This window comes from Pseudoprimorskyibacter insulae (genome assembly GCF_900302505.1).
Taxonomy (GTDB): domain Bacteria; phylum Pseudomonadota; class Alphaproteobacteria; order Rhodobacterales; family Rhodobacteraceae; genus Pseudoprimorskyibacter; species Pseudoprimorskyibacter insulae.
Genome location: NZ_OMOJ01000002.1, coordinates 16,676 through 41,031 on the forward strand (window position 1 = coordinate 16,676; position 24,356 = coordinate 41,031).

Annotated in this window: 25 protein-coding genes; 18 read left to right on the top strand and 7 right to left on the bottom strand. The window is 58.9% G+C overall.

All coding sequences use genetic code 11. The features are described from left to right. Positions 1-254 precede the first annotated feature (254 nt). From PRI8871_RS05630 to PRI8871_RS05640, 3 genes are all read left to right on the top strand, one after another. Positions 255-2,510: an NADP-dependent malic enzyme gene (locus tag PRI8871_RS05630; protein WP_108885233.1), complete on the top strand. Its 2,256-nt coding sequence runs from the start codon at positions 255-257 to the stop codon at positions 2,508-2,510. A gap of 72 nt (positions 2,511-2,582) precedes the next feature. Further along, positions 2,583-3,455 (top strand): ribokinase, encoded by an 873-nt coding sequence (locus PRI8871_RS05635; protein WP_108885234.1) that lies wholly within the window; start codon positions 2,583-2,585, stop codon positions 3,453-3,455. Between the two features lie 161 nt (positions 3,456-3,616). After that, a complete protein-coding gene (locus PRI8871_RS05640; protein ID WP_108885235.1) occupies positions 3,617-4,033 on the top strand; it encodes a DUF7282 domain-containing protein in 417 nt (138 codons plus the stop codon). A gap of 72 nt (positions 4,034-4,105) precedes the next feature. Here PRI8871_RS05640 and PRI8871_RS05645 read toward each other — a convergent pair whose 3' ends face one another. After that, positions 4,106-5,329 (bottom strand): argininosuccinate synthase, encoded by a 1,224-nt coding sequence (locus tag PRI8871_RS05645; protein WP_108885236.1) that lies wholly within the window; start codon positions 5,327-5,329, stop codon positions 4,106-4,108. Positions 5,330-5,406: 77 nt separating this feature from the next. Continuing rightward, positions 5,407-6,168: an SDR family NAD(P)-dependent oxidoreductase gene (locus tag PRI8871_RS05650; RefSeq protein WP_108885237.1), complete on the bottom strand. Its 762-nt coding sequence runs from the start codon at positions 6,166-6,168 to the stop codon at positions 5,407-5,409. Positions 6,169-6,296: 128 nt separating this feature from the next. Here PRI8871_RS05650 and ilvA point away from each other — a divergent pair, with 128 nt between their 5' ends. Both ilvA and PRI8871_RS05660 read left to right on the top strand, forming a co-directional pair. Next, positions 6,297-7,523, top strand: coding sequence for a threonine ammonia-lyase IlvA (ilvA, locus tag PRI8871_RS05655; RefSeq protein ID WP_108885861.1), 1,227 nt, complete (start codon positions 6,297-6,299; stop codon positions 7,521-7,523). Then, positions 7,520-8,332, top strand: a complete 813-nt coding sequence (locus PRI8871_RS05660) for an SDR family NAD(P)-dependent oxidoreductase (protein WP_219929006.1) — start codon at positions 7,520-7,522, stop codon at positions 8,330-8,332. The genes ilvA and PRI8871_RS05660 overlap by 4 nt, the downstream gene beginning before the upstream one ends. Here the strand turns inward: PRI8871_RS05660 and PRI8871_RS05665 are convergent. Further along, entirely contained in the window at positions 8,317-8,640 is a 324-nt protein-coding gene (locus tag PRI8871_RS05665; protein WP_108885238.1) for a histidine kinase, read from the bottom strand. The two genes, PRI8871_RS05660 and PRI8871_RS05665, sit on opposite strands and share 16 nt — an antisense overlap. A gap of 126 nt (positions 8,641-8,766) precedes the next feature. Between PRI8871_RS05665 and PRI8871_RS05670 the strand changes: the two genes are divergently transcribed. Beyond that, positions 8,767-10,050, top strand: coding sequence for a PP2C family protein-serine/threonine phosphatase (locus PRI8871_RS05670; RefSeq protein WP_108885239.1), 1,284 nt, complete (start codon positions 8,767-8,769; stop codon positions 10,048-10,050). Here PRI8871_RS05670 and PRI8871_RS05675 read toward each other — a convergent pair. Further along, a complete protein-coding gene (locus PRI8871_RS05675) occupies positions 10,035-10,472 on the bottom strand; it encodes an NUDIX hydrolase (protein WP_108885240.1) in 438 nt (145 codons plus the stop codon). The two genes, PRI8871_RS05670 and PRI8871_RS05675, sit on opposite strands and share 16 nt — an antisense overlap. A 75-nt stretch (positions 10,473-10,547) precedes the next feature. Here PRI8871_RS05675 and hslO point away from each other — a divergent pair, with 75 nt between their 5' ends. The 6 genes from hslO (at position 10,548) to PRI8871_RS05705 (ending at position 17,011) form a co-directional block, all read left to right on the top strand. Then, positions 10,548-11,528, top strand: a complete 981-nt coding sequence (hslO, locus tag PRI8871_RS05680) for an Hsp33 family molecular chaperone HslO (protein WP_108885241.1) — start codon at positions 10,548-10,550, stop codon at positions 11,526-11,528. Beyond that, positions 11,521-12,117 carry a CoA pyrophosphatase gene (locus tag PRI8871_RS05685; protein WP_108885242.1) on the top strand — a complete coding sequence of 199 codons (597 nt, stop codon included), beginning with the start codon at positions 11,521-11,523 and terminating at the stop codon, positions 12,115-12,117. The genes hslO and PRI8871_RS05685 overlap by 8 nt, the downstream gene beginning before the upstream one ends. Continuing rightward, positions 12,114-13,262, top strand: coding sequence for a CCA tRNA nucleotidyltransferase (locus tag PRI8871_RS05690; protein WP_245897782.1), 1,149 nt, complete (start codon positions 12,114-12,116; stop codon positions 13,260-13,262). The genes PRI8871_RS05685 and PRI8871_RS05690 overlap by 4 nt, the downstream gene beginning before the upstream one ends. Positions 13,263-13,336: 74 nt before the next feature. Beyond that, positions 13,337-15,169 carry an ABC transporter ATP-binding protein gene (locus PRI8871_RS05695; RefSeq protein ID WP_108885243.1) on the top strand — a complete coding sequence of 611 codons (1,833 nt, stop codon included), beginning with the start codon at positions 13,337-13,339 and terminating at the stop codon, positions 15,167-15,169. A gap of 39 nt (positions 15,170-15,208) precedes the next feature. After that, positions 15,209-16,426 carry a class I SAM-dependent RNA methyltransferase gene (locus tag PRI8871_RS05700; RefSeq protein ID WP_108885864.1) on the top strand — a complete coding sequence of 406 codons (1,218 nt, stop codon included), beginning with the start codon at positions 15,209-15,211 and terminating at the stop codon, positions 16,424-16,426. A gap of 93 nt (positions 16,427-16,519) precedes the next feature. After that, the gene (locus PRI8871_RS05705) at positions 16,520-17,011 is read left to right on the top strand and encodes a L,D-transpeptidase family protein (RefSeq protein WP_108885244.1); all 492 of its coding nucleotides are present in this window, start codon (positions 16,520-16,522) and stop codon (positions 17,009-17,011) included. On the opposite strand, the gene PRI8871_RS05710 is transcribed toward PRI8871_RS05705, so the two are convergent. Further along, positions 17,008-17,406, bottom strand: coding sequence for a VOC family protein (locus tag PRI8871_RS05710; protein WP_108885245.1), 399 nt, complete (start codon positions 17,404-17,406; stop codon positions 17,008-17,010). The two genes, PRI8871_RS05705 and PRI8871_RS05710, sit on opposite strands and share 4 nt — an antisense overlap. Positions 17,407-17,532: 126 nt before the next feature. After that, the gene (locus PRI8871_RS05715; RefSeq protein WP_108885246.1) at positions 17,533-18,222 is read right to left on the bottom strand and encodes a sugar transferase; all 690 of its coding nucleotides are present in this window, start codon (positions 18,220-18,222) and stop codon (positions 17,533-17,535) included. A gap of 867 nt (positions 18,223-19,089) precedes the next feature. Here PRI8871_RS05715 and PRI8871_RS05720 point away from each other — a divergent pair. From PRI8871_RS05720 to PRI8871_RS05745, 6 genes are all read left to right on the top strand, one after another. Further along, on the top strand, positions 19,090-19,704 hold the full coding sequence (locus PRI8871_RS05720) for a ribonuclease D (RefSeq protein WP_108885247.1): 615 nt from the start codon (positions 19,090-19,092) through the stop codon (positions 19,702-19,704). 23 nt (positions 19,705-19,727) lie between these two features. Next, entirely contained in the window at positions 19,728-20,339 is a 612-nt protein-coding gene (lptC, locus tag PRI8871_RS05725) for an LPS export ABC transporter periplasmic protein LptC (RefSeq protein ID WP_108885248.1), read from the top strand. Positions 20,340-20,343: 4 nt separating this feature from the next. Then, positions 20,344-20,832 (top strand): lipopolysaccharide transport periplasmic protein LptA, encoded by a 489-nt coding sequence (lptA, locus tag PRI8871_RS05730; protein WP_108885249.1) that lies wholly within the window; start codon positions 20,344-20,346, stop codon positions 20,830-20,832. After that, on the top strand, positions 20,832-21,590 hold the full coding sequence (lptB, locus tag PRI8871_RS05735; RefSeq protein WP_108885250.1) for an LPS export ABC transporter ATP-binding protein: 759 nt from the start codon (positions 20,832-20,834) through the stop codon (positions 21,588-21,590). Before lptA ends, lptB begins: the two co-directional genes overlap by 1 nt. 244 nt (positions 21,591-21,834) lie before the next feature. Then, positions 21,835-22,398, top strand: coding sequence for a ribosome hibernation-promoting factor, HPF/YfiA family (gene hpf / locus PRI8871_RS05740; RefSeq protein ID WP_108885251.1), 564 nt, complete (start codon positions 21,835-21,837; stop codon positions 22,396-22,398). Between the two features lie 61 nt (positions 22,399-22,459). Then, positions 22,460-22,924 (top strand): PTS sugar transporter subunit IIA, encoded by a 465-nt coding sequence (locus tag PRI8871_RS05745; RefSeq protein ID WP_108885252.1) that lies wholly within the window; start codon positions 22,460-22,462, stop codon positions 22,922-22,924. Positions 22,925-22,928: 4 nt separating this feature from the next. On the opposite strand, the gene PRI8871_RS05750 is transcribed toward PRI8871_RS05745, so the two are convergent. Beyond that, positions 22,929-24,356 carry a nodulation protein NodH gene (locus PRI8871_RS05750; protein ID WP_108885253.1) on the bottom strand — a complete coding sequence of 476 codons (1,428 nt, stop codon included), beginning with the start codon at positions 24,354-24,356 and terminating at the stop codon, positions 22,929-22,931.

Consider the following 24,356-nt stretch of genomic DNA (forward strand, 5'->3'; position numbering starts at 1 on the left):
GGTGGCGATTGGTTCCGCCCAACATATCGGTCGCGCCCCCTGATCGAAAGGCGGACAGACAAGTTATCCCCAGCTTTTTCGACAGATCCGGCGGGCAAGTATCGAACACTGTTTGCGCAAACTTTGTAATTAAATTTCCTCCGCAGCGCGACATCTTGAAATTTAATTGCGAAATTAGGGGGCGTTTGGGGCTGTTTCTTTCCGGCCGTATTGGTTATGCATCCCCAACATCCGAAAAATGAATGATTGCTGGAATGTCGAAACCCAAGTTTACCCGCGAAGAAGCCCTAGCCTTTCACCTTGAGCCGTCCCCCGGCAAATGGGAGGTCCAAGCCACCGTTCCGATGACCACCCAGCGCGACCTGTCGCTGGCCTATTCGCCGGGCGTGGCCGTACCGTGTGAGGAAATCGCCAAGAACCCCGAGCTGGCCTATGACTACACCAACAAGGGCAACCTTGTGGCTGTTATCTCAAACGGGACGGCGGTTCTGGGCCTAGGCAATTTGGGTGCACTGGGCAGCAAGCCGGTGATGGAGGGCAAGTCGGTCCTGTTCAAGCGCTTTGCCGACGTAAACTCGATCGACATCGAACTGGACACCGAAGACCCCGATGCCTTCTGTCAGGCGGTCAAGCTGATGGGGCCGACCTTTGGCGGCATCAACCTTGAAGACATCAAAGCGCCGGAATGCTTCATCATTGAACAGCGCCTGAAGGAAGAAATGGACATTCCCGTCTTCCACGACGACCAGCACGGCACCGCCGTGATCTGCGCCGCCGGGCTGATCAATGCGCTGAAAATCAGTGGCAAAAAGATCGAAGACTGCAAGATCGTTCTGAACGGTGCGGGTGCCGCCGGTATCGCCTGTCTTGAGCTGATCAAGTCCATGGGCGCACGTCATGAAAACTGCATCATGTGCGACACCAAGGGTGTGATCTATCAGGGCCGCACCGAAGGCATGAACCAGTGGAAATCGGCGCATGCGGTCAAAACCGAGCTGCGCACGCTGGAAGAGGCGATGGTTGGCGCGGATGTGTTTCTTGGCGTTTCGGCCAAAGGCGCCGTGACGCAGGAGATGGTGCAGGGCATGGCCGACAATCCGGTCATTTTCGCCATGGCCAACCCCGACCCGGAAATCACCCCCGAAGAAGCGCATGAAGTGCGCCCCGACGCCATCGTCGCCACGGGCCGGTCGGACTATCCCAACCAGGTGAACAACGTTCTGGGCTTCCCGTACCTGTTCCGCGGCGCGCTCGACATCCACGCCCGCGCGATCAACGACCAGATGAAAATCGCCTGCGCCGAAGCGCTGGCCGAACTGGCCCGCGAAGACGTGCCCGATGAGGTGGCGCTGGCCTATGGCAAGAACCTGTCCTTTGGCCGCGATTACATCATCCCGACGCCGTTCGATCCGCGACTGATCCACCGCATTCCGACCGCCGTGGCGCGTGCCGGGATGGACACAGGCGCAGCCCGCCGCCCGATCATCGACATGCACGCCTATGAGGAATCGCTGAAGTCCCGCATGGATCCGACGGCGAACATTTTGCGTAGCATCAACGCCCGCGCCCGTGCCGCTCAGGCCCGGATGATCTTTGCCGAAGGCGACGATCCGCGCGTGCTGCGCGCTGCTGTGATGTACCAACGATCGGGCCTTGGCAAAGCGCTGGTCGTGGGCCGGGAATCCGACGTGAAAACCAAGTTGGAGGCGGCAGGCCTCGGCGACGCGGTGCGCGAGCTTGAGATCGTCAATGCCGCGAATACCCGCCACCTGAGCACCTACAAAGAGTTCCTGTACGAACGCCTTCAGCGCAAAGGCTATGACCGTCAGGACATCCACCGCCTTGCCGCCCGTGACCGGCACGTGTTTGCCGCGCTTATGCTGGCGCATGGGCATGGCGATGGTCTGATTACCGGCGCGACCCGGAAATCGGCCCATGTGTTGGAACTGATCAACCACGTCTTTGACGCCGATGCCAAGAACGGCGCGGTTGGCGTGACGGCAGTTCTGAACAAAGGCCGGATCGTTCTGATCTCGGATACGCTGGTGCATGAATGGCCAGATGAAAACGACCTTGCCACCATTGCCGAACGCTGCGCCGATGTGGCCCGCCATCTGGGCCTTGATCCGCGTGTGGCCTTCGTGTCGTTCTCGACCTTCGGCTATCCGGTGTCGGAACGCGCCGAGAAAATGCACATCGCGCCCAAGGTTCTGGACAAGCGCGGCGTCGATTTCGAATACGAAGGCGAAATGACTGTCGATGTGGCCCTGAACACCAAGGCGCAAGAGGCATATCCCTTCCAGCGCCTGTCGGGTCCGGCGAACATTCTGGTTGTTCCCGCGCGGCACTCGGCGTCGATCTCGGTCAAGCTGATGCAGGAAATGGCAGGCGCAACCGTCATCGGCCCGATCCTTGCTGGCATCGACAACTCGATCCAGATCTGTTCGACCAACTCGACCGCGAACGACATCCTGAACATGGCCGTTCTGGCGGCTTGTAAGGTCGGGTAACTCCAAACCGGCCGCTGGCTTGCCATGCGGCCGGTTTCCCGTCAGGCTGCGCCCACATTCGGAGCCTGACGCATGACCATTTTCAATCTCGGTTCAATCAACGCCGATCTGTTTTACGCCCTTCCGCATCTTCCCAAACCCGGCGAAACGCTGGCCTCGACCGAGTATAGCCGCGGCCTTGGCGGCAAGGGGGCGAATATGTCGGTGGCGGCGGCGCGGGCGGCAGCGCGGGCGGTGCACATCGGGGCCATCGGCGATGATGGCCGCTGGGCGCTGGACCGGCTGACCGAATATGGCGTCGACACCCGGCATATCGTGCAGGTCGATGTCGCCACAGGCCACGCGCTGATATTGGTGGACCAAGCGGGCGAAAACTCGATCGTCCTTTACCCCGGGGCAAATCAGGCAATCACCGAAATTCAACTGACCGCCGCGCTGTCCGAGGCAACGGACGCCGACCTATTCATCTGCCAGAACGAAACCAACGCGCAGCGCATGGCGGCGGAAATGGCGTCGGCCAAGGGCATGAAGGTCGCCTACGCCGCCGCACCGTTCGATGCGGATGCTGTGCAGGCCATTCTACCGCTGCTCGATCTGTTGATTTTGAATGCTGTTGAGGCCGAACAATTATCAACTGCCACCGGCACACCGATCACCGCCCTGCCCGTGCGCGATATCGTGGTGACGCTGGGCGCGGATGGTTGCGACTGGCACAACACCGACACCGCGCAAACACTCCACATTCCGGCATTGCCCGTCACGCCCGTCGACACCACAGGGGCAGGCGATACCTTTACCGGCTACCTGTTGGCGGGGCTGGATCAGGGGCTGTCGATGGCCGAATCCCTGACGCGCGCGTCCAAAGCCGCCGCGATCATGGTCACCCGGCATGGCACGGCGGATGTGATCCCTGATCTCAAGGACGTTCTGGACAGCGGGCTATAGCCCGTTCGAACACCACTTCAAGACAACACTTTTCAAATACACAAAGCTATCACACCTCTGTGAAGCTAAATTTTTTTATGCAACTTAATGTCCGCTTCCTTCGTTTGCTGAGCATGAAGGCCCAACGATGGGCCAACAACAAGCAAGCTTCAGGAGCTTTTATGAAAACGTTTTTTGCCACAACGACCGCCGCCGCTCTGATCTCAACTGCCGCTTTCGCAGCAGGTCACAGCATGACCCCAATGGTTGAGGCCATGGACCAATCGGTCGCGAATGGCGTTGTCAGCGCCGCGACGATCATGGCCCCCGCAAATGGCTGGATGGTGGTGCACAAAACCGATGCTGACATGAAACCCGGCCCGGTGGTCGGCTACGCGCCGCTTCGCGAAGGCGAAAACATCGACGTGGCCGCCATCCTGCAAGAACCTGTCGCCGCTGGTGACATGCTGATGCTGATGGTTCACGGGGAAGAGGGCGGCATGTCGACCGGCGTGTTTGAATACACCCTTGGCGCAACAGAAGACGGCCCGATCCGGGTTGATGGCGCGCTGGTAATGGCCGTCATCACCGCCCAGTAAGTTTCGAAAAACCAAATGAAAAGCCCGCCGGACAGATCGTCAGGCGGGCTTTGATTTGGGCAAAAATGCCGATTACTTGATGCGCTTGTTCCGCGCGGCCAACAGCTTGAGCCGCAGAGCGTTCAGCTGAATAAAGCCAGCGGCGTCTTTCTGATCATAGGCACCCGCGTCGTCTTCGAAGGTCACGTGCGCTTCGGAATAGAGCGAATGATCCGACCAACGGCCCACACATGTGGCCGCGCCCTTGTACAGCTTCAGCTTAACAGTGCCGGTCACGTGCTCTTGGCTCTTGTCGATGGCGGCTTGCAGCATCTCACGCTCGGGCGAGAACCAGAAACCGTTGTAGATCAGTTCCGCATAGCGGGGCATCAGGCTATCTTTGAGGTGGCCCGCGCCGCTGTCCAGCGTGATCTGTTCGATGCCGCGATGCGCCTCAAGCAGGATGGTGCCGCCGGGGGTTTCGTAGATGCCGCGCGACTTCATGCCAACGAAACGGTTTTCCACAAAGTCCAAACGACCGATGCCGTGCTTGCGGCCGTATTCATTCAGCTGGGTCAGGATCGTTGCCGGGCTCATCGCCACGCCGTTGATGCTAACCGCGTCGCCTTTTTCAAAGCCGATTTCGATGAATTCCGGCGTGTCGGGCGCATCCTCGGGGTTCACAGTGCGCTGATACACATAGTCCGGTGCCATTTCCGCCGGATCTTCCAGTACTTTACCTTCGGACGAGGTGTGCAGCAGGTTCGCATCGACTGAGAACGGCGCTTCGCCACGCTTGTCCTTGGCAACCGGGATCTGGTTCTGCTCGGCAAACTCCAGCAGCTTGGTGCGGCTGGTCAGGTTCCATTCGCGCCACGGAGCAATCACTTTGATCGCCGGGTTCAGCGCATAGGCCGACAGCTCAAAACGCACCTGATCGTTGCCTTTGCCGGTCGCGCCATGCGCAACAGCATCAGCGCCTGTTTCTTCGGCAATCTCAACCAGACGCTTCGAGATCAGCGGCCGCGCAATCGAAGTGCCCAACAGGTACAGCCCTTCGTACACGGCGTTGGCGCGGAACATCGGGAACACGAAATCACGCACGAATTCTTCGCGCACGTCTTCAATGTAGATATTCTCAGGCTTGATGCCCAGCATTTCGGCCTTGGCACGCGCCGGTTCCAACTCTTCGCCTTGGCCCAGATCGGCAGTGAAGGTCACAACCTCACATCCGTATTCGGTTTGCAGCCATTTCAGGATGATCGAGGTATCAAGGCCACCGGAATAGGCCAGAACTACTTTCTTGGGCGCGGACATCAGACTTTCCTTCAAAGCGTTTCCCGCGCGGATATCGCTTTTTCACATGCGCTGCAAGGAGTGTGCGGACCCGCGCCCTAGTCTGCGGGCCAGTTGGCTTGGCTAAAGACCCCGCCATCCACCCAGATCGTCTGACCGGTGACAAAGGCGGCTGCGGGCGAGGTCAGAAACAGGACCGGCCCTGCGATATCAGCCTCAGTTCCGACCCGGCGCAGAGGCGTGATCGCGGCCCATTTCTGATCGTAGCCCGCCAGTTCCTTTTGTGTCCGTTCATTCGTGATCGCACCAGGCGCGACACAGTTCACCCGAATGCCGTGCGGCCCCAATTCCACCGCCGATACTTTGGTGAATTGTTCGACCCCGCCACGCGAGGCCGTGTAATCCACCAATTTCGGGAAGGCGAGTTTGTTGCAGCCAGACCCGATATTGACGATCGCACCGGGCTTGCCTTCGGCAACCATCAGCCGCGCGGAGGCTTGCGTGTTCAGAAAACACCCCTTCAGGTTGGTGCGCAGAACATTGTCCCAATTTTCTTCCTCGAGGTCCAACAAGCTTGACCATGTTTGAATGCCCGCATTGTTCACCAAAACGTCAGGCGCCGCCCCGAACCAATCGCAAACCTGCCCATAGAACGCGTCTACCTGTTCCTTGCGGCCCACATCACAATGCCAGCCTTTTACGGAATGGCCCCCTGCCGCCATCTCTTGCACCAAGGCATCGGCGGCGACGCTATCATCGAAGTAGTTAAAGGCGACTTTATATCCGTCTGCCGCGAAGGCCCGGACCAATTGCCGCCCAATGCCTGAACTGCCTCCGGTTATAACTGCAAAATTGGTCATGCATGCCCCTGAGATGCGCAAAGTTTTGGTAACGCTATCACAGTGGCCATGCGGGTAAACGCCTGAAATACGCGCTCCAAGAAATGCAGACACTTGCGCGGGCCTACGCCCTGATCCACAAACAAAGCATGAGTGATTTTCAAGATAAAGCCCGCGCCGCCACAACCGCCATGCGCGACGTGTTTGACGCGACCCCATTGCAGCGCAACGCCCATCTGTCTGAGATGTTTGGCGCAGATATTTGGCTGAAGCGCGAAGACCTTAGCCCCGTACGCAGTTACAAACTGCGCGGCGCATTCAATGCCATGCGCAAACGGCCCGACGCGGATTTGTTTGTCTGCGCCAGTGCGGGCAATCACGCGCAGGGCGTCGCCTATATGTGCCGTCACTTCGGGCAGCGCGGCGTAATCTTTATGCCCGTCACGACCCCGCAACAGAAGATCCAGAAAACCCGGATTTTCGGCGGAAACGCGATCGAAATCCGGCTGGTCGGCGACTATTTCGACGACTGTCTGCGCGCCGCGCAGGCGTTTTGCGCGTCCGAAGGCGGGCATTTCCTGTCGCCCTTTGACGATGATGATGTGATCGAAGGCCAAGCCACCGTCGGCGTCGAAATAGAGGAGCAACTGGGTCGCGTTCCCGACCATCTGGTCATCCCTGTTGGCGGTGGCGGGCTTGGTTCCGGGTTGTTGAGCTACTTTGGTCATGACTGCCAATACACCTTTGTCGAACCGGCGGGCGGGGCCTGCCTGCGCGCTGCGCTGATTGCGGGCAAACCGGTGCCACTGCCACAGGTCAACACCTTCGCCGATGGGGCCGCTGTTGGGCAAATCGGGGTGCGCACCTTTGAATGCCTAAAGGATGTTGGTCTGGCCAACGCACTGACGGTGCCGGAGGACCGTCTTTGTACCACGATATTGGACATGCTGAACGTAGAAGGCATTGTCTTGGAACCTGCTGGGGCACTGTCAGTGGACGCGCTGAAAGATCTTGGCCAAGCCATCCGCGGGCGGACTGTCGTATGTGTCACATCGGGTGGGAACTTTGATTTTGAACGTTTGCCCGAGGTGAAGGAACGGGCGCAGCGCTTCTCGGGGGTCAAGAAATACTATATCCTCCGCCTGCCTCAGCGACCGGGGGCATTGAAGCATTTCCTTGGCTGCCTTGGCCCTGATGACGATGTGGCACGGTTTGAATACCTAAAGAAATCGGCACGCAACTTCGGTTCTGTCTTGATCGGCATAGAGACGCTGGATCCTTCGAATTTTGATGTGCTATTGGCCAAGTTGGATGAAGGCGGATATGTCTATCAAGATATCACCGACAACGAAACGCTGGCCCAGTTCGTGATATGATGGGACTGACGGGGAAGACCGCGCTTGTCACTGGCGCGGCTCAGGGGATCGGGCGGGCCATTGCAACGCAACTGGCCGAGTCCGGTGTACGTGTGATTTTGTGTGATTTGAGTTTCGAGGCCGCCGCTGCCGCCGCAAAAGCGATTGGGGCAGAAGCTGTTGCTTGCGATGTCCGCGATCCCGTTCAAATTTCCGCTATGATAGATGAGGCGCAAAGCCGCCTTGGACACATCGACATTTTGATTTCCAACGCTGGCTTTGCCAGCGGAGAACCCAACGGGCCGACATCGGCCACCGATGACCATTGGCAAGCCAACTGGGAAGTGCACGTCATGGCGCATTTGCGGGCGGCGCGGCTTGTATTGCCTGAAATGATCAGGCGCGGGAACGGCTGGGTTGTGAACATCGCCTCTGCTGCGGGATTGCTGAGCCAAGTGGGCGATGCCGCCTATTCCGCCACCAAGCATGCCGCCGTCAGTCTGGCACAATCCTTGGCCATAGCGCATGGACAGCAAGGTATTTCTGTGTCCGTCGTTTGCCCGCTTTATGTGGCCACGCCTTTGCTCGGGTATGGCGAAGGTGATGCGCCGCAAACCGCCGGTGTGATTTCGGCGAATGACGTGGCCAAGGCCACGATTGAAGGTATGAAAGCGCGGCGTTTTTTGATCTTGCCGCATCCAGAGGCTGCAGCCTTTGCCCAGCGCCGGATGGAAGATACGGACCGCTGGATAAAAGGCATGCAAAAGGTGCATGACCGCGTCCAAAATTCTGATGCCAAGACGCTGCACGACATTCATAAGCTGGTCTGAGCCGCACCGCTTAGCGCACAGGAAAACTGTTCGCGAAACACCTGGCAGGATGTCTCAAAACAATCCTGAAGCTCGGCCTCTTCAGGCGCACTCCCTTCCGCACAAAGCGCTACAAAATCGCGGAACCCCAGATTCATCGCACTTCCCCGCAGCGCATGAAGGGCGGCAGGAATTTCCGCGACTGAAGCACTGCGATAGTCGGCAAGAAGTTGCGACGTTTCAACCAAGAACAGGTCAACAACTTCATCGAAATCATTAGGACCGATTTCTTCATACAATTCCCTGACACGCATCCAATCAATTGCCATGACAACCTCCGCTGGAAGAACTTGCAGGCGAAATCATGAAGATTCGGTTTCTATCGCCTGAGAAACTTTTCGCGCTTGTATACGGACCATTAACGGACAGCGCGTAGGCTCCAACATGTAAGCAGCATGTTTGAAGGCTCACATTTGCAATATCAGGTCCCTATTTCCAGACAGGCGGACACACCTACGATTCGCCGCGCATTGATCGTTGACGACAGCGAATTGCAGCGTCGGATCTTGCGGGCCATGTTGAATCGTACTGGATTTGAGGTGTTCGAAGCGGCAAGCGGCCAAGACGCGCTGAACATTTGCGCTGAACACCACCCGGACTTGGTTCTGTCGGACTGGATGATGCCAGGAATGGACGGGTTGGAGTTTTGCCGTGAATTCAGACGGATGGAGAGGGAGAGCTATGGATATTTTATCCTACTGACCGCCAAACAGGATAAGGAAGAGGTCGCGCGTGGGCTGGATGCGGGCGCGGATGATTTTCTATCGAAACCGATCAATGGCAGCGAATTGCGGGCAAGGATCAATGCCGGAGATCGCATTTTGCGCATGCAGCAAGAACTGTCTGAGAAGAACGCGGTCATTTCCGAAACTCTCACAGTCGTTCGCAAACTATACGATGATATCGACAAAGACCTGCAACAGGCGCGGCGCATTCAGGAGTCCCTTGTTCCAGCCCGGCAAATGACCTTGAGGGGATCGCGTGTCAGCTTGCTGTTGCGACCTTGCGGTCACGTTGGGGGGGATCTTGTCGGAATGTTCACGCCAGGCGATTGTCGGCTTGGGATGTACAATATTGATGTGTCAGGCCACGGCATTACGTCGGCAATGATTACCGCACGTGTCGCGGGCTATCTGAGCAGCGAATTCCCTGAACAGAACCTTGCCCTTGAACCTAGGTTCAATAAATATTTCGCGCTGCGCGACCCGACGGACGTAGCTCAACGGCTGAACAGGCGCCTTATGGCGGACCATGGCGTTAACGAATACCTGACCATGGCTTATGCCAATGTCGACATGGCCTCAGGTCTGGTGAAATTCGTGCAAGCCGGGCATCCCCCGCCTTTGCTGATGGCCGCGGATGGCAGCAGCCGGTTCATTGGCGATGGCGGCATGCCGATCGGTCTGCTACCGGACCCGGAGTTGGAAACCACCACTCTTCGGATGAACCCCGGCGACCAACTACTTTTCTATTCCGACGGGATCACAGAATGCATCCTAAAGAACGGGAACATGCTTGAGGAGGAAGGGCTTCAACGCCTGGTGACGAATCTGCCGGACAGTCCAGGGTCGGAATTTCTGGACGATCTATATTGGGCGCTGTGCCAAATGGCGCGGGATCCAACGGACCTGAAAGACGACGTTTCCGCCGTCTTGCTAGAATATCAACCGAACACCTGATGTACGAAATGCCGATCACCGTCATTGCCCAGCATTTCCAGCGCAACGTCAACCGGCATCCAAAGGGCTGTGTGCCCCGGCTCGGTCGGGGGGCCGTGGGGGCGAACGGGATCAGCGATGTAAATCGTACAAAGCTTCTCGGCCCAGCGATCGTATTCAGGCATATAGGTAAATCTGCGAAAGGCACCGATGCGGCGCGGCGCGGCGATCCGCCAACCAGTTTCCTCAAAAACCTCGCGGTGCAGCGCGGCAATAGGATGTTCGCCGGGGTCGATGCCACCGCCTGGCAATTGAAACTCGGGCGTCGGCTCTTGTTGATGTGTCACCAGAAGGCCCGCCGCCCCCGGCAAAATGGCATAAACGCCGTGCCGGATCGAATAAGACTTACCAGCCAAAGGGGGATCGCCCACGCGTAGAATCATGTTCGCCTCTTGGTCAGCGGGTTGCCGTACCTATATTGTCGCGATATGCCAAATAGCGGCAGATAAGGAAACCCCATGACACTCGGAAACAAAATCGCCTGGGACGATACAGTCCTGCCGTTTCAGTTGGATGCCTCGGACATGCGCGGCCGGATCGCCCGGCTGGACGGCGTGCTGAGCGGCGTCCTGAAACAGCATGCGTATCCGCCGCAGGTCGAGGCGCTTGTCGCCGAGATGGCGCTTTTGACGGCACTGATCGGACAGACAATTAAACTGCGCTGGAAACTGTCGTTGCAGGTGCAAACCCGTGGCGCTGTGCGAATGATCGCGACCGATTACTACGGCCCAACCAAGGAAGGCGAACCGGCACGCATCCGGGCCTATGCCAGCTTTGACGCCGACCGCATCACCGATCAGGCGCCGTTTGAACAGCTTGGCGACGGGTATTTCGCCATCCTGATCGACCAAGGCGAAGGCACGAAACCCTATCAGGGCATCACGGGCATCGCCGGCAATTCGCTAAGCGACTGTGCCGAGGCCTATTTTGCTCAGTCGGAACAGCTGCCGACCAAATTCAAGCTGGCATTCGGCAAGTCGATTGAACCGGGCGTTGCCGAACATTGGCGCGCAGGTGGCATCATGTTGCAACATATGCCCAAAGCCTCGCCTCTGGGCGCGGCGGCCCTGCTGGACCCGTCGATTTCCGAAGCGGCAAACCGCAATTCGGATGATGATGAGGAAAACTGGAACCGCGTGAACTTCCACCTCGCCACGGTTGAGGAGTTGGAGTTGATCGGCCCGTCCGTCACGCCAGCCGAATTGCTGGTGCGTCTGTTCCACGAAGAACAGCCGCGCGTCTATGAGGCACAGCCGGTCAAGTTTGGTTGCACTTGTTCGGAAGACCGCGTGCGGCAAAGCCTGTCGATCTATTCGGCAAAGGACATCGCGCATATGACAACGCCCGACGGTAAAGTGACGGCGGATTGTCAGTTCTGTAGTGCGCATTACGTTTTGGATCCGACCACCGTCGGGTTTCAGGCGAAGAAGGATGACTGACATCGCGTCGACCCTACGCCGGGCCATTGCGCACGGCGGCGACGGGTCGTCTGACTTTGATCTAAATCCAACGATCAAACTGCCCGCCGGACGCAAATTGCGACCGGCAGGCGTTTTGGTTCCGATTGACCTGACAGGCCCTGTGCCGCAGGTCATCCTGACGAAACGGTCCTCTCGGCTGAAACACCACCCCGGTCAGATTGCCTTTCCCGGCGGCAAGGTGGACGATGGCGATGCCGACGCAACCGCCGCCGCCCTGCGCGAAGCCCGCGAAGAAATTGGCCTGCCCGAACATGTTGTTGAGGTGTTGGGCGACCTGCCGACACATGAAACCGTCAGCAGCTTTGTGGTCACGCCGGTGATTGGCCTGATCCACGCGCGCTTTGACGAACGGCCAGAGGCGGGCGAGGTCGAAGAGGTGTTTCGCGTGCCGCTATCGCATGCGCTGGACCAGTCGCGCTATTCGGTTCAGTCGCGGCGCTGGCAAGGCCAGATGCGGCATTATTATACGGCACCATTCGGGCCCTATTACATCTGGGGGGCGACGGCCCGCATTCTGCGCGGTTTGGTCAGTCGCATGGCCCAGTGACCGAGGTCACGGGGGAATGGCTGACCCGGCCACAGACTCAGGCCGTCATGTCGATGCTGACCCGCGCCGGGTATGAGGCATATTTGGTTGGCGGTTGCGTGCGAAATGCGCTGCTTGGCGCGCCGGTCGATGACATCGACATTTGCACCAATGCGAGGCCCGATGTGGTGATGACCCTTGCCACCGATGCAGGGATGAAGCCGATCCCGACGGGCATCGACCACGGCACGATCACCGTGGTCACCAAGGGCATTCCGCACGAAATCACCACCTATCGCGCCGATGTCGAAACCGATGGGCGGCATGCCGTCGTGCGGTTTTCCAACCTGATGGAGGAAGACGCGCGTCGCCGTGACTTCACGATGAACGCGCTTTATGCCGATCAAACTGGGCAGGTCCATGACCCGGTTGGCGGGCTGCCCGATCTGGCCGCGCGGCGGGTTCGCTATATCGACGATCCCGCGACCCGCATCCGCGAAGACTATCTGCGCATCTTGCGGTTCTTCCGGTTCAACGCCTGGTACGGCGATCCGGCGGGCGGATTTGATGCCGATGCCCTGGACGGGATCGCCCGCAACTTGGACGGCATTTCTAGCCTGTCCCGAGAGAGGGTCGGGAGCGAGATCGCCAAACTGGTCCGCGCGCCAGACCCCGCGCCTGCGATTGCAGCGATGGATCATACCGGCGCATTGGCGGCCTGCCTGCCCGGTGCGGTGGCGCGAGGCCTGCCGGTTCTGATCCATCTGGAGCAAAGCCATACTATCGCGCCCGACCCCCTGCGCCGTTTGGCCGGCATGGGCTATTTCGACGGCGCGGCGCTGCGTTTGCCCAAGACTGACCAGCGCCGGTTAACAACCTATCAAACCTTGATGGGCAGTGCCGAGGGCGCAGCCGAATTGGGCTATCGCCATGGGTATGACATCGCACGCGATGTCCTGTTGCTAAGATCTGCACAGTTCGAACAACCGCTGGCCGCAGACGCACTGCCCGAAGCGCAGCGCGGGGCGCGGGCCGTTTTCCCCGTCGCTGCGTCCGATCTGATGCCCGCGCTGCAAGGCAAGGCGCTTGGCGACCGGTTGCGCGCGCTGGAAGACAAGTGGGTCCAATCCGGTTTTGCCCTGACCAAAGACCAACTTCTAGGCTAACGCGGCTGGCAAGTCCGGGCAAACTGGCTATCTTCAAGCCCATAGGCGGGCCCAATCCGCCAAAAGGATTGCCGATGAAAGCTGCCAATTGGATCAACGCCTTTGCCCCCGCTGACGGTGCGCCGCCGCAAACGCTTCTGCCGTTCATTCGCTGGGCGCTGAAAGGGTCGGGCTGGGCGCTGCTGATCTCGGCGGCGCTATCCATCGCGGCAGGCGTGGTTGAGGTGATGGCCGCGATGGTCTTGGGGCAGGTCGTCGATGCGGCGCTGGCCTCTGACCCTGCGCAGGTGTTTGCGCAGAATAGCACGTTGATCCTGATCGCGGTGCTGTTCTTCATGGTGCTGCGGCCCGCGCTGTTCGGAGCAACGTCGTATACGCAATCGCTGGCCGTGGGGCCGAACATCTTCAATCTGGTTTTGTCCCGCCTGCACCGGTTCACGCTTGGCCAATCTGTCACCTTCTTTGATGACGATTTCGCCGGGCGTATTGCACAGAAGGAAATGCAGACCGCCCGTGCGCTGACCGATGTGGTGATTGAGATGATCCACACCGTGCTGTTTGCGCTCGCCTCGGTCATTGGGGCGATCCTGCTGCTTGGAACGGTGGATGCGCGGATTGCGATTGCCCTGCTTCTTTGGCTGGTCGGCTATTGGTTCATGATCCGTTATTTCATGCCGCGCATTCGCGAACGGTCCAAGTCAAGGGCCGGGGCGCGGGCGATTGTCAGCGGCCAGATCGTAGACACGGTGACCAACATCAAAACGGTCAAGCTATTCGCCCATGCCGATCATGAGGACAAAGCCGCGCTGAACGCCATGGCCACCTTCCGGCAGCGCACGATTGAATTTGGCGAAATCTCGGTCGCGTTTCGGTTCGTGCTGATGACCGCGGCGGGCATGCTGCCGATCCTGCTGGTGGGTGGTGCGCTTTGGTATTGGTCGCGCGGGATGGTCACGGCAGGCGACATCGCCGCCACGGGGGCCGTTGCGCTGCGGCTGGCGCAGATGACGGGCTGGGTCAGCTTTACGCTGATGGGGCTATACGCCAACATTGGTGAGGTTGAGGACGGCATGCGCACCCTGACCCCACCGCACCGGTTGCTGGACAAACCCGGCGCAGCGGAATTGCGGGTGCCGAAAGGCCAAATCGCGCTGCAAGACGTCGGCTTTTCCTACGGACGTGAAACAGGCGGGGTCGAACAGCTTAGCCTGACAATCGCGCCGGGCGAAAAGGTGGGGATTGTCGGCGCGTCGGGTGCCGGGAAATCGACCTTGGTTGCGCTGCTGCTGCGCCTTTATGATGCCGAGCGGGGCAAGATCACCATCGACGGTCAGGACATCTCGGGTGTGACGCAGGAAAGCCTGCGCAGGCAGATCGGTATGGTCACGCAGGAAACGGCGATGTTCAACCGGTCCGCTTTGGACAACATCCGCTATGGCCGCCCCGACGCGACTGAGGCCGAGGTGCATGACGCCGCCCGCCGCGCCGAAGCGCATGATTTCATTCTGGGACTACAAGATCACAAGGGCCGAACGGGCTATGCCGCGCATCTTGGCGAACGGGGTGTCAAACTGTCGGGCGGGCAGCGCCAGCGCATCGCGCTTGCCCGCGCAATTCTGAAAGACGCGCCTATCCTGATCTTGGACGAGGCGACAAGCGCGCTTGATTCCGAGGTTGAGGCCGCGATCCAGATCGCGCTGGACCATGTGATGGAGGGCAAGACCGTGCTGGCCATCGCGCACCGGCTATCGACCATTTCCAGCATGGATCGGATCATCGTTCTGGATCATGGGCGGATCGCCGAATCCGGCACGCATGATGCGCTGCTGGCCAAGGGCGGGCTATATGCGGGCTACTGGAACCGGCAATCGGGCGGGTTCCTTGGCGCACAGGATGCTGCGGAATAACACTTTCGCCAAACCCGGCCTGCGGCTATGTCCTGCATCATGACACAAGTGACCATCGATCGATTGGGCTATCAGGGTGACGGGATCGCCCAGGGGCCGCTATATGTGCCCGGCACCCTGCCCGGTGAAACCGTAACCGGCACCCCGGACGGGCAGACCTTGCGCGATGTGCGGATCGATACGCCCTCGTCCGACCGGGTCAAACCGCCCTGTGTTCATGCCAAATCCTGCGGTGGTTGCCAGCTTCAGCATGCGTCGGACGGGTTTCTGGCCGACTGGAAGGCAGGCGTGGTGCGCAATGCGCTGCTGGCCCACGGTATCGAGGCCGAAATCCGCCCCATCGAAACATCGCCGCCCTTGTCGCGTCGGCGGGCGTCTTTTTCGGCGCGGCGCACCAAAAAGGGCGCATTGGCTGGGTTCCATATGAAAGCCTCGGACGTGGTGGTGTCGATCCCGAACTGCCAATTGCTGCACCCCGATCTAACCGCTGCGCTGCCGATGGTGGAACAGCTGGCCGTTCTGGGCAGCAGCCGTAAGGGCGAATTGTCGGTTCTGGTGACGAAATCCGAAGTCGGTTTGGATGTTGCTGTCACCGGCGGCAAGCCTGCCGATACGGCCCTGCGCGGCGCCTTGGCCAAGATTGCGGACGAACACGATCTGGCGCGGCTGTGCTGGGACGATGAAACCCTGCTGCGCCGCCGCCCCTATCAGATTTTCGGCAATGCCCGTGTGACGCCGCCTGCCGGGTCGTTCCTTCAGGCCACCGCCGAGGGCGAAGCGGCCTTGCAACGCGCAGTGCTGTCTATCGTCGACGGCGCGACCCATGTGGCGGATCTGTTCAGCGGCAGCGGCACCTTTGCCTTGCCGATTGCCCGCACCGCCGCAGTTCATGCCGTCGAAGGCGAAAAGGCCATGATCGCCGCCCTGAACGAAGGGTGGCGCATGGCCGAAGGGCTGCGCCGTGTGACATGCGAAGCCCGCGACCTGTTCCGCAATCCGTTGCTGCCCGAAGAGCTGAAGCGTTTTGACGCCATCGTCATCGACCCGCCTCGCGCCGGGGCCGAGGCGCAGGTTGCCGAAATCGCCAGTATTCGCACGCCCAAAGTGGCGCATGTGTCCTGCAACCCGGTGACCTTTGCCCGCGATACCGCGACGCTTCTGGCGGCGGGCTATCGGCTTGATTGGGTGCAGCCTGTCGATCAATTCCGCTGGTCCACCCATGTTGAACTGGTCGCATCGCTGTCGCTGGATATCTGAAGAACCCGGCACCTATCCGCTTCCTCGATTCAGGTGGCTGGCTCGGGCCGGGCGAATCCTGTATGGTCTTGGCAAAAAGCAAAGAGCAGAGATATGCGGATTCTGAGGGTTCTAGTGGCCGTCCTGCTGGTGGCAGGTGTGGCATCATGTTCAAAATTCTCGGCCTATAACGGGCCGGAAGTCACGCGCATTGTCGTGTTCAAAGAGGCGCGCAAAATGCACCTGCTGAACGGTCAGACGGTGCTGCGCAGCTATGACATCGGCTTGGGCTTTTCCCCGGTGGGCGACAAAAAGATCAGCGGCGACGGCAAAACGCCCGAGGGCGATTACTTTATCGACCGCCGAAACCCCAACAGCGAATTCTACCTATCGCTTGGCATTTCCTATCCCGACGCCTCTGACCGGGCCGAGGCGCGCGCCTTGGGCAAATCCCCCGGCGGGGATATTTTTATTCATGGTCGTCCGTGGAAGTACCGCAAGGGCGGTCAGGATTGGACGGCTGGATGTATCGCCGTCACCAACCGCGAAGTGCGCGAAATTTACAGCATGATCGGCAAAGGCACACCGATTGCGATCCGGCCTTAAAGCGGGTTGCTGATCTCTAGCAGATTGCCATCCGGGTCGCGCAGGTACAGCGACCGGATGGGGCCTGTTGCGCCTGTTCGGTTGATCGGGCCCATTTCGACCGGCACATGCTGGCCTTTCAACCAGTCGATCCAAACTTCAAGCGCTATCGAACTGAGAAAACACAAATCCGCAGACCCCGGCACCGGCGTCTGCGCCTTTGGATCCCATTCACGCCCGGCCAGATGCAGGTTGATCTTTTGCGACCCGAATTTCAGCGCCCAACGCGTGCTGCCGTCCGCCGGGGTGAACTGTTCGGCGATCATACCCAGAACACCCGTGTAAAAGGCCACGGTTTGATCGATGTCAGCGACAGTCAGAACCAAGTGGTCCAAGGTATCAAGCGTGGGTGTCATGTGGCCTCCGATCCTAGCTTGGTGGACTATGCCGTGGGTGTGCGGCAAGGGCCAGAACGCAAAAGGCCCCGTCTGAAACAGACGAGGCCACCAATGCGCGCATCAGTTACTGGGTAACGCGGCCACTTAGCAGCCAGTACCATTCACCACGACCGAGAAGGTACGGTACAGAACTTTCAGATCAGTTACGAAAGACAGCTTGCGCAGGTAGGCGGTGTCAAACTCGGCACGATCGGCAAAGCTGCTTTCGTTGCGAACCGAGATTTGCCAGAAGCCGGTGATGCCGGGACGCAGAGCGTAATAGGCCGTGCCGGGGTACAGATCTTTCTGCGACACCATCATCGGACGCGGTCCAACCAGCGACATGTCGCCATTCAGCACGTTCCAAAGCTGCGGCAGTTCATCGAGCGAGGTTTTGCGGATCAGGTGGCCAACGCGGGTGATGCGCGGATCGTGGCGCAGTTTCTGGCTGTGATCCCATTCGGCGCGGGCTTCGGGGTTCTTGTCCAGATAGGCCTGCAACTGGCGGTCCGCGTTCGGAACCATGCTGCGCAGTTTCCACATGCTGAACACGCGGCCATTTTTGCCGATGCGCTGCTGACGGTAGAACGGAGACGATCCGTCAAGCGACACCAGCAAAGCGAGGATTGCGACCACGAGAACGACGGGCAAAGCTGCGATCAGGATGAGAGCGATATCCAGACCCCGCTTCAGACCATCGCGATAGAGCGAGGTGGTCGGCGCCGCAAACAGCGCATCGGTAATCATTTTGTCAAATTCAGTCGCCAGAGACTTGCGACGGGCCAGCGTAACCATTCCGACCTCTCCTTCGAGGTTGCGTCGAAAGTGTCCTTGCACCGCTGACCCGTGGCACCGTTCCCTAAGGCTGCAAAAAGCCGTTCCGCCAAGGCGGGTGTTCAGGTCCGGTTGTCGTTTTGTCTATGCCACTGGCGCGGCGGTGCGTTTCTTCTTCCGACAGATACAGCACCAGCCCCCTAGTACTCGTTATGTCAAAATCATGTCTTTCCGGCGTGCTGCCGGGATGTCTCCCTTATGCAATTGTGGCGAAAACCCGTCAACGGTTGCCTTTTTTGCCCCAAAGTTTGGAACGTGAAATCGCGTTCGAGAATGGCTCAATCTTTGGATATATTGCCCGAATTGCGGGGGCTGCGCCCGTTTCGTCGGGCGCAATTTTGTGTCTTTTTGATACACTTTTCGGAAACGCCCTTTGAATATTGACCGCCTGCATGAAACAATTACTCCAACATACAGGGGGCAATGATCACGTTTACGCGGGCTGACCCTTGGTCAATTGCTGCATGCGCGAACAGTTGTACCAAAAGTTGTTAATTGTATGCGAAAATGCTCATTTTTCCGCACCATCTGTTTCCGCGAGGTCGAAGTCTGAACGACGGGATTTGTATTCATCGAATGCGGGCTTGAGGCCCTGTCAGCGCTGTTGGCGCCACCGCGCCACAATCCTCTCAATATGTTTCAAAATGTAATAATCATCACGCAATATCTATGGATATTCAGGCACCGTCGAACGTATCGCGTCACATTCTGGCCCATTTTTGCCACTTTTTGATTCGCTTCGCCCCACCGTCACCGCAGCGGTTGATGTTGAACAGAGCCCGCGCAACGGATATGTGCCGTTCAGGATTTAAGTAGTGAGACCGTTCTATGGCCAACCACCTGCACAAAGGCGATCTGCCCGAAGATCTGGACCTTGGCCCGGTGGTCGCCATTGACTGCGAAACGATGGGGCTGAACCCGCATCGCGACCGCCTGTGCGTTGTTCAACTGTCTGCCGGTGATGGCGATGCGCATCTGGTGCAAATTGCCAAAGGCCAGACCGAAGCGACGAACCTGTGCCGCCTTCTGACCGATCGCGATGTGCTGAAGCTGTTTCACTATGGCCGGTTCGATATCGCCGCGATGTACAATGCCTTTGGCGCACTGACAGCCCCGGTCTATTGCACCAAGATCGCCAGCCGCCTGATCCGCACCTACACGGACCGCCATGGCCTGCGGAATCTGACACAGGAACTGCTGGGGGTTGATATCTCGAAGCAGCAACAAAGCAGCGATTGGGGCGCAGACACGTTGACCGACGCGCAACTGGACTATGCCGCATCCGACGTGTTGCACCTGCATCGCCTGCGCGAGATCCTGAACGAACGGCTAGAGCGTGAAGGCCGCAGCGAGCTGGCGCAAAATTGCTTTGACTTCCTGCCGACGCGGGCGTTGCTAGACCTTGAAGGCTGGCCAGACACCGATATTTTCGCCCACGCCTGACCCGGACAAAGGACAGCATCCAGATGCGGCGGGACAACACATATTCACGGGTGATTGCCTGGCTCAAGATCTTGTTCCCGCTGACGGCGCTGGGTCTTTTGTCGACGGTGTTTCTTCTGTCCGAAGAGGTGGCCAAGGTTGGCGAGCTGCCCTTTGCGGATCGCGAATTGAAAGATCGTGTTGCGAACCAACAGATCACCGCGCCGCATTTTTCCGGCGTTACCGCCGAAGGTGACCGGATCAGCTTTACCGCCACATCTGCCCGCCCTGCCCCCGGTAGCTCTGATGCCGCGATTGGCGAAACGGTGTCGGGCGCGTTGGAATCGGACACGCAGGGCACCATCAACATGCGTTCGGATCAGATCGAAGTGCAGATGGATGACAATATGGCCCTGCTGACCGGCGGAGTTCAGATTGCATCGTCCCAAGGCTACAGCGTGACCACGGCCGCGATGCGCACCGCCCTGAATGACGTCTATGTCGAAACACTTGCCCCCGTCGAAGGAACCGGCCCCGAAGGGCAGTTTGCCGCGGGTAAGCTGATTATTACGACGACAAAGCCCGATGGGCGCATACAACTGCTTTTCACCGAAGGTGTGAAACTGGTATACCTGCCCAGACAAAACCAAGAGTAATCCTATGTTCTTTCGCTCGGCCCTATTGATTTGCAGCCTCGCCCTCGCCCCGTTTGCCGGATTGGCCCAAGGCACCAACGTTGGGTTCGGCGCGTCAGAACATGACACGTCGCAACCGGTTGAGGTGTCGGCAGACTCGCTCAAGGTGAACCAAGACGACGGCACCGCCATCTATTCGGGCAATGTGGTCATCGTGCAGGGGCAAATGCGCCTGGCCGCAGCTGAGGTCATCGTGATCTTCAACAAGGACCGCAGCGCGATTGACATGCTAAAAGCCAGCGGCGGCGTGACCTTGGTCAGTGGCCCCGACGCGGCCGAGGCGCAGAACGCCGATTACGCGGTCGAAACCGGCAATGTCGTGATGACAGGCAATGTGCTTTTGACCCAAGGCACCAATGCCGCAACGGCGGAACGGATGGATCTGAACCTTGAAACCGGTCAGGCCAATCTGTCGGGGCGTGTCACGACCATTCTGCAACCGGCGAAAAACTGATGGCCGCGCCCGACCTTACTGTGACCGACGGCGAAAGCGGCCTTGTCATCAACCACCTGCGCAAAAGCTACAAAAAGCGCGTCGTAATCCGCGACGTGTCGATGAAGTTGCATCGCGGTGAAGTGATCGGCCTTTTGGGGCCGAACGGGTCAGGCAAAACCACGTCATTCTATGCGATTGCCGGTCTGGTGAACCCCGAAGGCGGCCAGGTCTTGATCGACGGGCGTGATGCGACCTACCTGCCGATGTACCGCCGTGCACGTATGGGCATTGGATATCTGCCGCAGGAAATGTCGATTTTCCGGGGCATGTCGGTTGAGGATAACATCCTCGCCATTCTGGATATCGCCCAACGCGACCGCCACAAACGGCGCGAACGTCTGGAAGAACTGCTCAGCGAATTTTCGATCGAACATCTGCGCCGCGCCCCCGCGCTGGCCCTTTCGGGGGGTGAACGCCGCCGGGTTGAGATTGCCCGTTGCCTTGCCGCCGATCCGAAATATCTATTGCTGGATGAACCCTTTGCAGGCGTCGACCCCATCAGCGTCAATGACATCCGCTTTCTGGTGGCCGACCTGAAGAAACGGGGAATCGGTGTTTTGATCACCGACCACAATGTGCGCGAAACGCTGGAAATCGTGGATCGCGCCTATATTTTGCACGATGGCACGGTGCTGATGTCCGGCGCCCCGGACGAAGTTGTTAGAAACGAAAACGTTCGCCGCGTTTATCTTGGCGATAGTTTCAAAATCTCCTGAACTTCTGGTCACTTTCTTGAAAAAAGTTTCGCACTCTATCGCGTCATATAGTTGACACACGCCCCTTCAATCGCCTCATATTGAAGTATGACGCCTCGGCATTTTTCAGTTTTGTGCGCGGTACCCTTGTTCCATGGGGCGACACAGATCAAGCCGAATGCCGGTGCGTCTTCCCCCACAGTCATCCGCCCAAAACCGGATTCGTCCGGGCTGTCCGGGTGACTCATAAGAAAAAGGAAATGCCATGCGCTACCAAATCACGGGAAAGCACATCGATGTCGGAGAGGCCCTGCAAACTCATGTCAAAGACGAGTTAGGAGCTGCCGTTCAGAAATATGCAGAGCGGCCGACCGACGCCAGCGTGATCTTTTCCAAAAGCGCACATGAGTATGTCTGCGAAGCGACGGTTCACCTGTCGACCGGACTGACTGCAACTGCCAAAGCCCATGAAACCGAAATCTATGCGGCGTTCGACAGCTGCTGCGAGAAAATGGAAAAGCAGTTGCGCCGCTACAAGCGTCGTCTGAAGGACCATCATAAGGACCGGACGGCACCTGTTGAACTCATGGGCGCATCCTCGTATATCCTCGCCGGCGGCACCGACGATGAAGAGTCGGAGCCCGAGACGCTGCAACCGATCATCGTGGCCGAGATGGAAACCAAGATCCCATCTTTGACCGTGGGCGAGGCAGTGATGCAGATGGAACTTGCTGGCGCCCCGGTGCTGGTGTTCCGAAACGAAAAGAAGGATGGAGTAAACGTTGTCTATCGTCGCGAAGACGGCAATATTGGCTGGATTGATCCATAATTCAGCACGCCCCTGACGGGACAACTTTTTTCCTTGGCTTCTGCCATCATACAGGCTCATCATGACATTTGTGGAACTTTTGAAACCAGAAGCTGTGAAGGTGTTGGCTGGCGTGTCCAGCAAGAAACGCCTGATGCACGATGTCGCTGAGCTTGCGCATACCGCATACGGGGTAGGCGCGAATATGTGTGTCGAAGCCCTGATGGAACGCGAAAGCCTTGGCCCAACCGGTGTGGGCCATGGCGTTGCTTTGCCTCATGCGCGCGTCCCCGGCCTCGATTCGGTCGTGGGCGCGTTTATCCTGCTGGAAAAGCCGATTGATTTTGAAGCGGTCGATCGTCAGCCGGTCGATTTGGTTTTTGCCCTGTTCGCCCCCGAGGACGCAGGCGTTGAACATCTCAAAGCGCTGGCGCTGGTATCGCGCACCCTGCGCGAGGTCAGCATTTGCCGCAAGCTGCGGGCGAACCCCGATGCGGCAACGCTGTACACCATCCTGACCGAAGCGCAGGCGACCAAGGCCGCCTAACCGCTTAGTCCCAGTCGCGGAACCCAAACATAGTATAGTCGCGCTGATACGCCTCTTGGGCGAGCGCCTCAATCTGGTCGTCGTAAATGTCGGCCAGTGCGAAAGGCGCTTTGTTCGGTACAGGTTCGGGATCGGGCGGCGAAAGATGCCCCACCTGCATCGCAAGGCTGGGCAGGTAGACGTCCATTTCATCCTCTCGGACGATCATGTCAGGCAGGTTATAGTCTGCCATCCCCATCAGGCATTGCGACTGGGACGCCCAGTGATTGTCGACCCGCACGGCCGTTTGCCCGGCCAGATTGGCCCGCACAAACCGCAAGAAGGCGCTGAACGCTTCGCGATGCTCATCCCGCCCATAGTTGGGATCGGGCCATTCGGCAGGCAGCGGCACATCATGCTGACGGATCAGCGCCCGCCGGATCATCAACATCGCCCCCGGCCCGGTGCGCAGCAGATGGGCACAGAACACCGCATGGGCCCGCGCAACAGGGTGGCGCACCACAGTAAAGCTCCGATGTCCGGGGCGGTCGCGTTTCCACCCTGTCAGTTCGGCCCGGTTGAACTTGGTTCCCAGTTCAGACCCATCGACCCCGTCCAGCGCGGCCATCCATTGACGCACGGCAAGTTCGGGGCCGGAGCGGATTGGCATATACAGCAGCGGCGTTTTCGCCCCGGCGACATAGCTGGGGATCATCGGGCCGCGGCGCGGCTCAAACGCGGGCGTGCGCGTCAGGTTGAACCGGTCCAGCCGTGCCAGCCCCTGCCGCATGTCATCTGGGTTGGCGACCTTGTCGATCACCGGTTCAGGGTTCTGCCGCTTTAAAGACTTGTTCAAGCTGTCCAGCGACTGATCCACGCCCAGCCATTTTGCCAACCCGTTGAACACCTCAACGTCCTGCAAATCTTCATAGGCGATGTAGAACGCGGCTTGCCCCGACTTTTGCAGACGGTGCATCACTGTTACCTGAAACTGCTGAAGCTCGGTCACGTGGGCCTCAAACTCATCGGCGTTGAACTCGGCCTGCGCTTCGCGGCGCTTTTTGACATTGGTCAGCTTCCACTGCCCGGTCGCCTGCGCGATCTTCCAGCTGACATAGCTGTCGAGCGGGTTACGGGTCAGGATGATCTTGGCGCATTTGGGATCGTTCAGAATGTCATCCAGCACGCGCGGATCATGGTCGTGGAAATAGCGGAACCCCTGCAACGTGCCGCTATCGGACTGAATGGCCCGCAACAGGCGGCGCGGCTTGGCGTCCCTTTCCTGCTTGGAAATGCCGTGGATGTCCGTCGCCGTGGGATAGCCGATAAAGGCCGGGTTAAACGCCTCACCCAGACATTCGATCCCGTCAAAGGCGTTCAGATTGGCCTCAAGAAAATTCGAACCGGTGCGCATTTCGGCCAGAACGACGAAAGACGTGAAGGGTTTGGGCAT

Excerpts from the sequence above, each read along its gene's own strand:
- PRI8871_RS05695 (WP_108885243.1), top strand. The coding sequence starts at position 13,337 with ATGAAAGCTGCCAATTGGATCAACGCCTTTGCCCCCGCTGACGGTGCG.
- PRI8871_RS05710 (WP_108885245.1), bottom strand. The coding sequence starts at position 17,406 with ATGACACCCACGCTTGATACCTTGGACCACTTGGTTCTGACTGTCGCT.
- PRI8871_RS05665 (WP_108885238.1), bottom strand. The coding sequence starts at position 8,640 with ATGGCAATTGATTGGATGCGTGTCAGGGAATTGTATGAAGAAATCGGT.
- PRI8871_RS05745 (WP_108885252.1), top strand. The coding sequence starts at position 22,460 with ATGACATTTGTGGAACTTTTGAAACCAGAAGCTGTGAAGGTGTTGGCT.
- PRI8871_RS05685 (WP_108885242.1), top strand. The coding sequence starts at position 11,521 with ATGACTGACATCGCGTCGACCCTACGCCGGGCCATTGCGCACGGCGGC.
- hpf (WP_108885251.1), top strand. The coding sequence starts at position 21,835 with ATGCGCTACCAAATCACGGGAAAGCACATCGATGTCGGAGAGGCCCTG.
- PRI8871_RS05630 (WP_108885233.1), top strand. The coding sequence starts at position 255 with ATGTCGAAACCCAAGTTTACCCGCGAAGAAGCCCTAGCCTTTCACCTT.
- PRI8871_RS05660 (WP_219929006.1), top strand. The coding sequence starts at position 7,520 with ATGATGGGACTGACGGGGAAGACCGCGCTTGTCACTGGCGCGGCTCAG.
- ilvA (WP_108885861.1), top strand. The coding sequence starts at position 6,297 with ATGAGTGATTTTCAAGATAAAGCCCGCGCCGCCACAACCGCCATGCGC.
- PRI8871_RS05750 (WP_108885253.1), bottom strand. The coding sequence starts at position 24,356 with ATGCCCAAACCCTTCACGTCTTTCGTCGTTCTGGCCGAAATGCGCACC.
- PRI8871_RS05675 (WP_108885240.1), bottom strand. The coding sequence starts at position 10,472 with ATGATTCTACGCGTGGGCGATCCCCCTTTGGCTGGTAAGTCTTATTCG.
- lptB (WP_108885250.1), top strand. The coding sequence starts at position 20,832 with ATGGCCGCGCCCGACCTTACTGTGACCGACGGCGAAAGCGGCCTTGTC.
- hslO (WP_108885241.1), top strand. The coding sequence starts at position 10,548 with ATGACACTCGGAAACAAAATCGCCTGGGACGATACAGTCCTGCCGTTT.
- PRI8871_RS05635 (WP_108885234.1), top strand. The coding sequence starts at position 2,583 with ATGACCATTTTCAATCTCGGTTCAATCAACGCCGATCTGTTTTACGCC.
- PRI8871_RS05650 (WP_108885237.1), bottom strand. The coding sequence starts at position 6,168 with ATGACCAATTTTGCAGTTATAACCGGAGGCAGTTCAGGCATTGGGCGG.
- PRI8871_RS05670 (WP_108885239.1), top strand. The coding sequence starts at position 8,767 with ATGTTTGAAGGCTCACATTTGCAATATCAGGTCCCTATTTCCAGACAG.
- PRI8871_RS05715 (WP_108885246.1), bottom strand. The coding sequence starts at position 18,222 with ATGGTTACGCTGGCCCGTCGCAAGTCTCTGGCGACTGAATTTGACAAA.
- PRI8871_RS05640 (WP_108885235.1), top strand. The coding sequence starts at position 3,617 with ATGAAAACGTTTTTTGCCACAACGACCGCCGCCGCTCTGATCTCAACT.
- PRI8871_RS05705 (WP_108885244.1), top strand. The coding sequence starts at position 16,520 with ATGCGGATTCTGAGGGTTCTAGTGGCCGTCCTGCTGGTGGCAGGTGTG.
- PRI8871_RS05700 (WP_108885864.1), top strand. The coding sequence starts at position 15,209 with ATGACACAAGTGACCATCGATCGATTGGGCTATCAGGGTGACGGGATC.
- PRI8871_RS05720 (WP_108885247.1), top strand. The coding sequence starts at position 19,090 with ATGGCCAACCACCTGCACAAAGGCGATCTGCCCGAAGATCTGGACCTT.
- PRI8871_RS05645 (WP_108885236.1), bottom strand. The coding sequence starts at position 5,329 with ATGTCCGCGCCCAAGAAAGTAGTTCTGGCCTATTCCGGTGGCCTTGAT.
- lptC (WP_108885248.1), top strand. The coding sequence starts at position 19,728 with ATGCGGCGGGACAACACATATTCACGGGTGATTGCCTGGCTCAAGATC.
- lptA (WP_108885249.1), top strand. The coding sequence starts at position 20,344 with ATGTTCTTTCGCTCGGCCCTATTGATTTGCAGCCTCGCCCTCGCCCCG.